Annotated in this window: 13 protein-coding genes; 6 read left to right on the forward strand and 7 right to left on the reverse strand. The window is 64.5% G+C overall.

Annotated features, from left to right (window positions below; translation table 11 throughout):
• Positions 1-34 precede the first annotated feature (34 nt).
• Complete coding sequence (locus MchiMG62_RS01195; protein WP_221057537.1) at positions 35-2059, reverse strand: sodium-translocating pyrophosphatase; 2025 nt, start codon at positions 2057-2059, stop codon at positions 35-37.
• Between the two features lie 88 nt (positions 2060-2147).
• Positions 2148-3551 (reverse strand): DNA-directed DNA polymerase II small subunit, encoded by a 1404-nt coding sequence (locus MchiMG62_RS01200; RefSeq protein ID WP_221057538.1) that lies wholly within the window; start codon positions 3549-3551, stop codon positions 2148-2150.
• A 236-nt stretch (positions 3552-3787) separates the two neighbouring features.
• Between MchiMG62_RS01200 and MchiMG62_RS01205 the strand changes: the two genes are divergently transcribed.
• The 3 genes from MchiMG62_RS01205 (at position 3788) to MchiMG62_RS01215 (ending at position 5868) form a co-directional block, all read left to right on the forward strand.
• The gene (locus tag MchiMG62_RS01205) at positions 3788-4456 is read left to right on the forward strand and encodes a S26 family signal peptidase (RefSeq protein WP_221057539.1); all 669 of its coding nucleotides are present in this window, start codon (positions 3788-3790) and stop codon (positions 4454-4456) included.
• 29 nt (positions 4457-4485) lie between these two features.
• Positions 4486-5580, forward strand: coding sequence for a 5-amino-6-(D-ribitylamino)uracil--L-tyrosine 4-hydroxyphenyl transferase CofH (gene cofH / locus MchiMG62_RS01210; protein WP_221057540.1), 1095 nt, complete (start codon positions 4486-4488; stop codon positions 5578-5580).
• A gap of 126 nt (positions 5581-5706) precedes the next feature.
• The gene (locus MchiMG62_RS01215; protein WP_221057541.1) at positions 5707-5868 is read left to right on the forward strand and encodes a DUF1328 domain-containing protein; all 162 of its coding nucleotides are present in this window, start codon (positions 5707-5709) and stop codon (positions 5866-5868) included.
• Between the two features lie 143 nt (positions 5869-6011).
• Here MchiMG62_RS01215 and MchiMG62_RS01220 read toward each other — a convergent pair whose 3' ends face one another.
• The 3 genes from MchiMG62_RS01220 to MchiMG62_RS01230 are packed head-to-tail and all read right to left on the reverse strand — an operon-like array spanning position 6012 to position 7610.
• On the reverse strand, positions 6012-6563 hold the full coding sequence (locus MchiMG62_RS01220; protein WP_074369065.1) for a flavodoxin family protein: 552 nt from the start codon (positions 6561-6563) through the stop codon (positions 6012-6014).
• The gene (locus tag MchiMG62_RS01225) at positions 6560-7015 is read right to left on the reverse strand and encodes a GIY-YIG nuclease family protein (RefSeq protein WP_221057542.1); all 456 of its coding nucleotides are present in this window, start codon (positions 7013-7015) and stop codon (positions 6560-6562) included. The genes MchiMG62_RS01220 and MchiMG62_RS01225 overlap by 4 nt, the downstream gene beginning before the upstream one ends.
• Entirely contained in the window at positions 7008-7610 is a 603-nt protein-coding gene (locus tag MchiMG62_RS01230) for an MBL fold metallo-hydrolase (RefSeq protein ID WP_221057543.1), read from the reverse strand. Before MchiMG62_RS01230 ends, MchiMG62_RS01225 begins: the two co-directional genes overlap by 8 nt.
• Positions 7611-7635: 25 nt before the next feature.
• Between MchiMG62_RS01230 and thiC the strand changes: the two genes are divergently transcribed.
• Entirely contained in the window at positions 7636-8925 is a 1290-nt protein-coding gene (thiC, locus tag MchiMG62_RS01235) for a phosphomethylpyrimidine synthase ThiC (RefSeq protein WP_221057544.1), read from the forward strand.
• A 389-nt stretch (positions 8926-9314) separates the two neighbouring features.
• On the opposite strand, the gene MchiMG62_RS01240 is transcribed toward thiC, so the two are convergent.
• Positions 9315-9716, reverse strand: coding sequence for an arsenate reductase ArsC (locus tag MchiMG62_RS01240; RefSeq protein WP_221057545.1), 402 nt, complete (start codon positions 9714-9716; stop codon positions 9315-9317).
• Positions 9717-10038: 322 nt separating this feature from the next.
• The gene (purE, locus tag MchiMG62_RS01245) at positions 10039-10431 is read right to left on the reverse strand and encodes a 5-(carboxyamino)imidazole ribonucleotide mutase (protein ID WP_221057546.1); all 393 of its coding nucleotides are present in this window, start codon (positions 10429-10431) and stop codon (positions 10039-10041) included.
• 135 nt (positions 10432-10566) lie between these two features.
• On the opposite strand from purE, the gene MchiMG62_RS01250 reads away from it, so the two are divergent.
• Both MchiMG62_RS01250 and ribC read left to right on the forward strand, forming a co-directional pair.
• Positions 10567-11697, forward strand: a complete 1131-nt coding sequence (locus tag MchiMG62_RS01250; protein ID WP_221057547.1) for a pyridoxal-phosphate-dependent aminotransferase family protein — start codon at positions 10567-10569, stop codon at positions 11695-11697.
• Entirely contained in the window at positions 11694-12155 is a 462-nt protein-coding gene (gene ribC / locus MchiMG62_RS01255) for a riboflavin synthase (RefSeq protein WP_221057548.1), read from the forward strand. The genes MchiMG62_RS01250 and ribC overlap by 4 nt, the downstream gene beginning before the upstream one ends.
• Positions 12156-12179: the final 24 nt, after the last annotated feature.

Genomic DNA, 12179 nt, shown 5'->3' on the forward strand with positions numbered 1-12179 from the left:
AGAGACCGGGCCTGACCGGGCCTGAAAAAAAAGGTTAGAAGAGCAGGAGCAGCGGTGCAAAGACCAGCGATACCATGGACATCAACTTCAGGAGGATGTTCAGGGAAGGTCCTGACGTGTCCTTGAAGGGGTCGCCCACGGTGTCGCCGACAACCGCTGCCTTGTGGGCATCCGAACCCTTGCCCCCGAGATGGCCCATCTCGATGTATTTCTTTGCGTTGTCCCAGGCACCTCCGGCGTTCGCCATCGTGACGGCGAGGAGGAACCCGGACGCAAGCGAACCGACGAGCAGGCCGCCAAGAGCTTCGGTGCCGAGGACGAACCCGACGGAGAGCGGCGCGACGATGGCCAGGACGCCGGGCAGGATCATCTCACGCAGTGCTGCCTTCGTGGAGATGGCGATACAGGAGGTGTAGTCGGGGTCGGCTTTTCCCTCCATGAGGCCGGTGATCTCCCTGAACTGGCGGCGGACTTCGTGGACGATGCTGTATGCCGCCTTGCTGACCGCCGTCATCGTGATGGCGCAGAAGAGGAAGGGAAGCATCGCACCGATCAGAACGCCGATGAAGACGTTCGGGACCGCTACGTCGATGACCGAGAGACCGACCGCCTGGGTGTAGGAGGCGAAGAGGGCGAGCGCCGTCAGCGCTGCAGACCCGATGGCGAACCCCTTACCGATGGCGGCGGTCGTGTTGCCGACAGAGTCCAGGGTATCGGTGATCTCGCGAACCTCGGGCTTCTGGTGGGACATCTCGGCGATACCGCCGGCGTTGTCGGCGACCGGGCCGTAGGCGTCGACGGAGAGCGAGATCCCGAGCGTCGCGAGCATGCCGACGGCGGCGATGGCGATACCGTAGAGCCCGGCGGTCGTGTAGGCGACGTAGATCGCGACGGAAACGATCAGGACCGGCCAGATGGTGCTCTCCATTCCCTTCGCAAACCCGGTGATGATGGTGGTCGCCGCCCCGGTCTCAGTGGACTTCACGATAGAGAGGGTCGGCTTCCGGTCGAACGAGGTGTAGTACTCGGTGATCAGGCCGATGGCGAACCCTGCGACGAGACCGGCGACGGTGGCGTAGAAGACCCCGATGTACTCCGCCCCGAGGAGCCCTGTCACCAGGAAGTAGGTAGCGACGATGGTTACGACCATCGCAGCAACCAGGCCCTTGTTGAAGGCCAGGTGGATGGCGCTGCTCTCGGTCTTGTTGGTCCGGACGAAGAGCGAGCCGATGATGGACGCGATGATGCCGACCGCGGAGATGAGCAGCGGGAGGAGGATCACGTTCATGACGTCGGTGTTCGCGAACTGCGTGGCCGCGAAGGCGACGCCGAGGATCATCGCCGATATGATCGCGCCGACGTAGGATTCGTAGAGGTCGGCACCCATGCCGGCGACGTCGCCGACGTTGTCACCGACGTTGTCGGCGATGACGGCAGGGTTGCGGGGGTCGTCCTCGGGGATGCCTGCCTCGACCTTGCCGACGAGGTCGGCGCCGACGTCTGCGGCCTTGGTGAAGATGCCACCGCCGACACGGGCGAAGAGGGCGATCGAGCTCGCGCCGAGACCGAATCCGGTCACGTGGGTGAGGACTTCAGCCTGGGTAAGCCCCGTGAAGGTGCTGATAGCCACATACGCGATCGAGAGCCCGAGAAGCCCGAGCCCGACCACGGCCATGCCCATGACCGAGCCGCTCGAGAATGAGACGCGGAACGCATCCGCGATCCCGCGCCGTGCGGCGTTCGTGGTCCGGACGTTTGCGGCCGTGGCGGTGAACATGCCGATGTAGCCGGCGGTCGCCGAGAGGACCGCGCCGAACACGAAGCAGGCGGCGGTGAACACGCCGATCCCGAGCGCAAGGACAACGGCAAGCACGATGACAAATATTCCGATAGCGCGGTACTGCCTGTTCAGGTAGACCATTGCTCCCGTATGGATAGCGGCAGCAATCTTCTGCATCAGTTCAGTACCCGTACCCTCCCGCTTGATACTCATGTAGGAGTATCCTGCGAACAGGAGAGCGAGAACGGCACACAGGGGTGCCAGATACACCAGATCCATCTCTCTGCATTCCTCCGATTGTGTAACATATACAATGGGATTCAACAGTTTTAAACATGCGGAAAGTATTCAGGAAAAAGAACGGGTGTCAGCTGAAATCCATCACTTCCGGCTGGAGTGTCTGGAGATCGATGACAAACGCTCGCGCAGGTGTTGGATTGATGTTCATCTGCTTCTGAAACGCCGTCTGGGCCTGCCAGGTGCCGGCGTTCACCCCGAGAACGCCCCGGTAGCGGGTGATGCCGCAGATATGGACGTGCCCCGTGAGAAGGATCTCGGGAAGGGGATCGATGACGAGCCGGTCGGTCTTCATCGCGGCGATCGGCGTCCGCATCCCGTAGGGGACGGCGAGCAGCCGGCGTTTGAGCATCTCATCCATGATCTCCCCGGGCCGCTCGTAACTTGCGCCCGGGATGAGCCCGATCATGTCGTCGATCGACCGGCCGTGGTACATCAGGACCCGGACACCCTGGAGGTTTAAGAGGCACGGGTTCTCGACAAGGGTGCAGTTTGACGGGAACTTCGCAGTGAACTCCGGCGGGAGAGCCGGTTGCGGCTCGGCCATCCTGACGACGTCGTGGTTCCCCGGCGCGGCGACGATCCGGATCCGCGAGGGCAGGTCGCGGAGCATCTCCGCAAAGACGTCGTACTGCTCGTAGATGTTCTTGATCGTCAGCTCGTTCTCCTGTCCGGGGTAGATCCCGATACCGTCGACGAGGTCGCCCGCGATCAGGAGGTATGCGGCATCGGAGTCCTGGAGCCAGTCGGCGAACCGGTTCCACGCCTCATCGAGGAAGGTGTCGCTTCCTACATGGACGTCGGAGATGAGAATCGCTTTGCCCGGGCGGTCGCTCTTGAACGGGGCGTTGTTGATGGGGACGTCCGGGCGAAAGAGCTGCTCGGCGAAGAAGAGGCCGCCGTCGCTCGAGAGTTTTCCCTTGACCCCGAGCACCTCATCGGGGAGGATCCGTTCCGCCTCCGCGAACGAATCGTCCCGCCCTTTGTTGAAGAGCACCCGGATCGCCCCGGTCGGATCCTCCATCTCGATGAGACGGTGCCCTTTGGCGGTCGTCCGGGCGTCGGCCACCATCCCGATGATGCTGCACTCCTCGTCCCGGTAGCGGTGGGGAGACTTCACCAGTGCCTCGACCGGCATCGTGGTCATCCGGCTCCGGATCATCGAGGAGAGGCAGTTGTAGCGGTTTCGGAAGTAGTGGACGGCGTCCTCGTGGCCGGTGATACTGCCCGTGGTTCCGGCGCTCCCCATGATCACCTCGAGCTCGGGGTCGACGAGGAACCGCGTCCCGTCCCGGACTTTCCTGAGGGCCGGGATATGCTCTGAGGAGACGACCAGAGTGCCGTCGGGGACCCCCGCCGCAATCCGGTCGATGAGCGCGGGATCGTTCTGCTCACGGATGTAACTCACCACGTCGGGATGGACCTGATGTTTCAACTCGAGGAACCGGCGTACTATCTCGGCGTTGGCGAGCATGGACTCCAAGATATTCTCCCCCCGGCAATATGGGTTTATCTTTTTCGCGTTCCGGAGAAATACTTCATACACCCCCAAGCAACGAGATCTCCCGGAGGTTCCCCTGTTGTCGATGAAAATGGTAGTGGTATGGCCTCAGAGGGGGATATTCTACAGAGCCTTTTTTCGCGTTTTGTCCCCGGTCTGGACATCCGGGGAACTTATGTATATGAAGGGTAGCAATCTCTTTAGAACAGATGTCGGATACCACCTGGCTGCAGCGTGCAGCATCGGCCCTTACGGCGTTCCGGGAGAGCGACCACCCGGTCGTCTCGCTCTCCCGCGACCTCCTCTGGGTCGTCGCGGTCGTGGGGGGTATCGCCCTCGTCCTCTTCCTCTTCTCCGGGACCTGGCCGGCGGTGGTCACGATCGAGTCGGAGAGCATGGTCCCGAACATGAACGTCGGCGACCTGGTGCTCGTCGTCGACGAGGACCGGTTCGGCCCCCTGACGACCTGGGACGACGGGCGGTGGACGGGGCATACGTCCTTCGGGAACTACGGCGACGTGATCGTCTACCGGCCGAACGGTGCCGACTCCGTCAACCCGATCATCCATCGCGCGATGACCTACGTCGATACCGCCGCCGTAGTTGAGTCGGGGCTCGGGGCCTACTACGACGACCCGCACGGCGGCTACATCACCAAAGGCGACAACAACCCCTACACCGACCAGCCGAACCTCCGGATCGCGGGCGTCGGGGTGATCGAGCCGGTGAAGAAAGAGTGGATTGTGGGGAAAGCCCTCGTTGCGGTGCCGCTCGTCGGCTACCTTCCCCTGCACCTCGCGGAGTTTGCCGTCGTCATCATCATCGTCATCCTCATCCACGACTTCGTCCTTGCGCGCCGAAAAGAGAAAGAAAAATAGATCCGGGAACTACAGGAGAGCTGTTTACGATGCCCAACTCGCTGCATACCCTGCTTGACGATACACTTGCCGGCCACCGGCTCACGGAGGAGGAGGCCGTCCGCCTCCTCTCGACGCGCGGCCGGGAAGTCTGGGCGATTGCCGCCGCCGCAGACGAGCTCCGCGCACGAAGAGTCGGTGATACCGTCACCTACGTCCGGAACCAGAACATCAACGTCACCAACCTCTGCGTGAACGCCTGCGGGTTCTGCGGTTTCTCCCGGAAATCGGGCGACGCCGATGCCTTCTTTTACGGCGAGGCCGAGGTGCGGGAGAAGGCGCGGGCGGCGCGCGAGCGCGGCGTCACCGAGGTCTGCACGGTGAGCGGGCTTCACCCGGAGTTCGACGCCCAATCCTATGCCGATATCTACTCCTGGATACGGGACGAGGCTCCCGGCGTACACATCCACGCGAGCAACCCGATGGAGGTGGCGTATGCCGCGAGAAAGAGCGGCATCTCCACCGGGGAAGTCCTGGAGATGATGAGGGACGCGGGTCTCGCCACCCTCTGCGGGACCGCGGCCGAGATCCTGGTGGACAGCATCCGTGCTGTGATCTGCCCCGACAAGATCGACACGGCGACCTGGACCCGGATCATCAAGGAGGCGCACCGTCTCGGCATCCGGTCGACGGCGACGATCATGTACGGCTCCTGCGAGAGCGCAGGCGATCGCGCCCGGCACCTTGCAATCCTCCGCGAGATCCAGGACGAAACCCGCGGGTTCACGGAGTTCGTGCCCCTCTCGTTCATCCACAAAAACACCCCCCTCTACCGGGCGGGGCAAGCCTCGCCCGGGGCGACCGGCAGAGAAGACCTCCTGCTCGTTGCGGTTGCCCGGCTCTTCCTCGACAACTTCGACCACATCCAGGCCTCCTGGGTGAAGGTCGGGACGAAGATGGCGCAGCTCGGGCTTCTTGCGGGCGCAGACGACCTCGGCGGGACGCTCTTTGAGGAGAGCATATCCCGGGAGGCGGGCGCCCGGGATACCGATTACCTGGATCCGGCGGAGATGCAGCGGATAGCAGGGGATCTCGGCCGGGTGCTCCGGCGGCGGACGACGATCTACGATCTCCTTCCGGGCTGACCTCCGGGAGAGACCGGACCGGTTCACCGGGATTTTCAAAACCATATCTGGAAAATTATAAATATCCTAGAATAGAGTGTCGCTCCTCAACGCCGGCCGGGTGCTGGCGATTGGGAGGAGAACGATATGTTAGGTGGTGGCCTTGTAGGGCTTGCAATCCTCTTCTTTGTACTGGCACTTATCTTCGCCATACTCGGGGCACGAGGTATTGCAGGAATGACAATGTCGGTCGCGAAGTGGCTGGTTATCATCTTCATTGTCCTCGCGGTCATATCGCTGCTGCTCTGACTGCAGCCGGGCAGGGGAGATGGCGGGCAGCCGGCTGGAGAACACACCGCCCTCCCTGAGACACCCTGCTCGCGAGGACTGAGGGTCAGGAGCGCGGCTCTGAGAGGAGACCGGCCGCTGGAAAGGCGCGGGGGTTCCGGTTCTCAGTCCTCGGGCTGGAGGTACCTGACGATTGTGTCCGCGACCGCCCTGGCCTTCTTCATCGCCTGTTCGTCTTTGCGGATATCCCCCGGCGCGTAGCCCTTCCCGCAGACGTAGCCGAGGTACGAGAACTCGTGGGTGTTCAGGAACCCCTCCATGGTCTCGAGGGCGCGCTCGCACCCGCGGTCGGCGCAGACGGCGACGGCGACGGCTCTCCTCCCCGACAGCCTCCGGTCGTGGTAGAGGGAGTAGGTCCGGTCGATCAGGTTCTTCGTCTGGCCGTTGATGTCGTAGTAGTAGGTCGGGGCGCCGAGGACGAGCACCTCGCAGTCGATCATCTTCTCTGCAACGAGGCCCCAGTCGTCGTCCTCCGTCACGCACCACTTCGCGTCCTTACAGGCTTCGCACCCGGTGCAGGGTCGGATGTCCATACCGGCGAGTGAGAGAAACTCGGTCTCGATGCCCGCCTCCCGCACCCGATCAAGGATGGTGGTGACGAGAGCCGCGGTGTTGCCGTTTTTGCGCATGCTTCCGGAGATACCGAGAACGTTCATACCCTATGCTCGTTCCTCTCGTTCTTGATTCTTGTGATCCGGGCATCGAGACCAAGATCCCGGAGTGCCGCGGCGACCTCGGGGACCGGGTCGCCGGGACGGTAAAAGAGGTGGGAAGGGCAGGCGCAGTCGCTGCACCCGAATCCCGGGACGGAGGACCCGGCGACGGCGCGGGCAAGATCGCACTCGCAGTCCCGGTCGGTGGCGGCGGTGATGACGGCGGCGGGGAAGAAGTGCGGGTCGAGGAGGAGGTAGTCGATGTGCCACCGGGGCGGGCGGTCCCGGCGGAGGGCGAGCCGCAGGTGCCGGTCTGCCCGGGCAAGGCCGCCGCTCCCCCGGGCGGAACCCACGTAGACGTGACTGCCGGCGGAGAACTCCCTCTCCCCGAGGGCGCCGATCCGGACGACGCAGCCGGTGTTCTCGAGGACGAGGGCGTAGACCCCCCTATCCATAGAACCGGAGCGCCTCCCGGGCGGCCGCGATATGCCTCCCGCCGCCGCGGAGGGCGGGCTCGCCGTGGCCGGGGTAGAGTCCCTCGATGTCGAGGGCGCTGAGGCGTTCGATGGATGCCGCGAGCGCCGTCCGGTCGCCGCCGGGGAAGTCGTAGCGCCCGAAGGATCCGCCGGTAAAGACGGTGTCCCCGGAGAAGAGGATCTTCGCCGCTTCGGCGTAGAGGCAGATCCCGCCCGGCGTATGCCCGGGGGTGTGGATGACGCGGAGGTTCCCTATCCGGTCGCCGTCGGCAAGAACGGTGTCGGGGACGATCCCGGGCGAGCGGCCCCCGAAGACCATCGAGAGGCTCCGGGCGTCGTCGGTGAGGCCGGGCGCGTCCGCCTGGTGGATGCAGACGGCCGCATCGCCGCAGAGCCGCGCGATCTCCTTCACGTGGGCGATATGGTCGTAGTGGGCGTGGGTGATGACGATCGTATCGATCGCGGCGGCATAGGGCTCCACCATCATCGGGAGAACGCCCGCGTCGATAAGGATGTTTTCGTAAACGAACGAATTGGCGTAGGTCGCATTGCTCGCGATCCACCGGACTGGCATGCAGACTAATATGGCTTCCGGGCAAATGGTTCTTATGCATACCCTGATCTCCGCGTGCCTGAGCGGGGTCCCCCCCGAGGTGGAGGCGATTGCCCGGGAAGAGGATCTCGTCCCGCACCGTGTCGCCCGGGCGATCGCCCGCGGCCGGATCGTCATTCCGGCAAACCCCACGAGACCGCACCGGCTCTGCGCCATCGGGGAGGGCTGCAGGGTGCGGGTCAACGTGAACGTCGGAACGTCGGGAACCCGGTGCGACGAGGATCTCGAGGTCGAGAAGGCGAAGGCGGCACTCCGGGAGGGTGCGGACGCGCTGATGGACCTCTCGACCGGCGGCGATCTCGTCCGCATCCGGCGCCGAATCCTCGAACTCGATGCGCCGGTCGGCACTGTCCCCGTCTACGAGGCGGTCCGGCGGGCGGGGAGTGCGGCGGACGTCGACGGTGATCTGCTCTTTAAGGTGATCCGGGAGCACTGTAAGCAGGGCGTGGACTTCCTGACCCTGCACTGCGGCGTGAACCGCGACGCCCTCGCGTCGCTCCGGGCCGACCCCCGGACGATGGGCGTTGTCAGCAGGGGCGGGGCGTTCCACGTGGCGATGATGGCCGCGACCGGTGAGGAGAACCCCCTCTATGCCGAGTACGACTACCTGCTCGAGATTCTCGCCGAACACGACGTCGTCGTGAGCCTCGGCGACGGGATGCGGCCGGGCGCGCTCGTGGACGCCGGCCATCTCGCGAAGTCGACCGAGTACCTGACGCTCGGCCATCTCGCAAAGCGGGCGCTCGCCGCCGGGGTGCAGCGGATGATCGAGGGGCCGGGGCATATCCCGGCCGACCAGATCGGCTACAACGTCCGGATGATCAAGGAACTGACCGACGGCGCTCCGCTCTACCTGCTCGGCCCGCTCGTGACCGACGTGGCGCCGGGCTACGACCACGTCGTGGGGGCGATCGGCGGCGCGATCGCCTGCATGAACGGCGCCGACTTCCTCTGCATGGTCTCGCCGAGCGAGCACCTGGCGCTGCCGGACGTCCGCGACATCGTGGAAGGAACGCGGGTGGCGAAGATCGCGGCGCATGTCGGGAGCCTCTCCCGTGCCGCCGCACACACGAAGAACCGCGAGATCCGGATGGCGGAGGCGCGCCGGGCGCTCGACTGGGAGAAGCAGTTCGAGGCGGCGCTCGCTCCCGACGAGGCCCGGCGGATCCACGAGCGCGACGGCGATCTCGAGACGTGCTCGATGTGCGGCGACCTCTGCGCCGTGAAGATGGTTCGGGATATCCTCCCGGCCCCGGACGAACGGATGGAGCGGTAGAAGGGGTGACCCTTCAGAACTTCTCTCTCTGATTCTTGTGCATAGAGCCCCAAAACCCCCTATCCTTAATATTGTGGAATATCCATGCAATTTACGAGCAAACCAGCTCTGTATTCTACACCTGCAGTAGAACAACTCAGACTATTACAGATACCCGTCGTTCACGGCTTTCCATGGATATCGCATTTTGGGGTGGCGGCTCGCGGGGAGGGGGGATGCTCCCCCCTATGGCGATACCCCCACGGTCCACCGCACCGGGCTTTTCGTTCGTCTAAGTTGTTCGGTGGTCGAACCTGAGGATCTCCAGCCATCCCACCTCCGACCAGCCATTGCGCGCAGAACCGCACCGCAGTCCGAGCCCCTTGAATGTTGGATGGGCCCCGCTCACTTCACTCGAACCGCCCGTCGATCCAGGCGGCTATCGCGTCGCGGCTCCGCCGGTAGGCCGCAAGCACCTTATCCGGGGTTCCCGTGGCCCGGCCCGGGTCCGGGAAGTCGACGTGGAGCGTCTCCTTCGTCCAGGGAAACATCGGGCAGACGCCTCCGGCACAGAGTACAACCGCGTAGTCCATCTCCTTCCCGTCGAAGAGGGTGAGATCCTTTGCCCGCTGCCCGGCGATATCGACCCCGATCTCGTCCATGACCTTTGCGGCGAGGGGATCGAGGGCGGTCGGGGCGATCCCGGCGGAGCAGGCCTCGTAACGGTCGCCGTGGCGGGCGCGGAGGTAACCCTCCGCCATCTGGGTCCGGGCGGCGTTGTTCGTGCCGATGAAGAGCACTCTCTGCTTCATGCCCCTCCCTGCACGGCCGGGTGCAAAAAGGTTGCCCGACACCCTCGAAGTGCGACCGGCGCGCGCCCCGGGGACGATCATTGCTCCACGCGGTGTCTGGTAGATGGGTGTGGAACTCCCCTTCGCGGCTTCGCGCTCTTCGCGTGCGGCCGTATCATCGCCTATAAACTGTCAGCTCACGCGAAGCCGCGAAGAACGCGAAGAACGGTTTGTCTGAGAGCAACTCCCCCTCCCAACTTCGCCCCTTCCCGCCTTCGACAATCCACGCGGCGCTCCAGGCGTGTGGGGCCGGCACCCCCAGCCCGGCAGGAGAGAGGATGTCTCAGGCGCGTCCTGCGTTGAGGATTCTGACCGCGAGCAGGGCGGCGTTCACGCCGTTGTCCACCCCGACGCAGGCCACCGGCACACCCTTCGGCATCTGGACGATCGAGAGGAGGGCGTCGAGGCCCATCAGCGTCCCGCTCACTGGAACGCCGATCACCGGGCGCTTCGTCTTCGAGGCAATCACTCCCGGGAGGGCCGCCGAGAGTCCGGCTATCGCGATGAAGACCCGTGCATCGCTCGCCTTCACGTACTCGTCCAGCCGCTCGGGGTCGCGGTGTGCCGAGATCACGGCGTAGTCGTAGGACACGCCGTGCTCTTTTAAGGTCTCGAAGACTTTCTCCGCAACGGCGCCGTCCGAGGCGGAACCGCAGATAACCGTGACGTCTGCCATATCCAGATTCAGTTGTGCCCCGCTACTTTTTCACCCTGCCGATATTGCACGGTGGTGAGGTTGATATGACACTACATCCAAGTTCCTTGCAGGAACAGCGTCTGTCCTCGACGAAACGATACGGACTGATATCTCATGGAACAAGAACCACTCCTGATGATCCCCGGCCCCGTGCCCGTTCCGCAGCGGGTACGCGCCGCCATGACGCGGCAGGCTATCAACCACCGCGGCCCCGAGTTCGGCGCCGCCTACGCGGAGACCGTCCGGACCTTGAAGACCCTCTTTGGTACCGCAAACGAACTCTACATCATCAGCGGCTCGGGAAGCGCCGGCATGGAGGCCGGCATCGCGAACTTCGGGCGGGACAGATCGATCGTCTCGCTCGTAAACGGTAAGTTCGGCGACCGTTTCGCGAAGATTGCAGAGCGTTACGGCACCGTCACCGTCCTCGACTCCGAGTGGGGAACCCCGCTCGATCTCGCGGCCCTCGAGCGGGAACTCGAGGCCGGGGCCGAGGTCGTCACGATGGTCCACAACGAGACGAGCGCGGGTATCAGGAACCCCGCACCCGAGGTCGGCAAACTCGCCCGGAAGCACGACGCACTCTTCATCATGGACGGGGTCACCTCCATCGGCGGCGACGACGTCCGGATGGATGAATGGGGCGTCGATGTCGCCGTCGTCGGCTCGCAGAAGTGCCTCGCGGCTCCCGCAGGCCTCGCGGCCATCGCCGTCAGCGACCGCGCCTGGGACCGGATATCGGAGAAGCGGCCGTTCTACCTCGACATGGCCGCCTACAGAAAGAGCGGCAAGGGTACCCCGATGGAGACCCCCTACACCCCGGCGGTCCCGCTCTTCCTCGCGCTCCACGAGGCCTGCAAGATCATCGACGAGGAAGGCGTCGACGCCCGGATCGCCCGCCACTGCCGGATGGCCGACGCCGTCCGCGCCGCGGCGAAGGCCTGGGGCGTCGACCTCTTCCCGAAGCTCGACGAACACCACGCCTACTCGAACACCGCGACCGCGATGCGGATCCCGGACGGCATCACCGACAAGGATCTCCGGGGAACCGTCAAAAAGTTCGGGATCGAGATCGCCGGCGGCCAGGACCACCTCAAGGGGAAGATCTTCCGGATCGGCACCATGGGCAGCGTCGGGGCGCAGGAGATCCTCGCCACCCTCGCGGCCGTCCAGTTCACCTTGAAGAAGTCCGGGTTCAAGGCCGGGGACGGGGTGGAGGCGGCTGCTGAGGTGCTCCTCGGATGAAGATCGGGATCGCCGACACGACGTTTGCCCGGATCGACATGGGCCGGATCGCCGCGGAAGAGATCCGCAAGCACGCGAGCGTGGGGCTGGAGCGCTACGTCGTCCCGGGGATCAAGGATCTCCCGGTGGCCTGCAAGAAACTGATCGAGGAGCGGGGATGCGACCTCGTGATGGCGCTCGGGATGCCCGGGGGAGCGGAGAAGGACAAGGTCTGCGCCCACGAGGCCTCGCAGGGCCTCATCCTTTGCCAGCTGATGACGAACAAACACATCATCGAGGTCTTCGTCCACGAGGACGAGGCAGGGGACGCAAAGGAACTTGCCTGGCTGATGGAGCAGCGGACGAGGGAGCATGCGGTGAACGCCGTCCGGCTCGCCCTCCGCCCGAAAGACCTCGAGAAGCTCGCCGGGACCGGCCAGCGGCAGGGGTTCGAGGACGTCGGTCCCGCACGCCCCTGACGCAAAAAAGTGAGGATTATCAAC

Source organism: Methanoculleus chikugoensis, from assembly GCF_019669965.1.
In the GTDB taxonomy this organism is placed as follows: domain Archaea; phylum Halobacteriota; class Methanomicrobia; order Methanomicrobiales; family Methanoculleaceae; genus Methanoculleus; species Methanoculleus chikugoensis.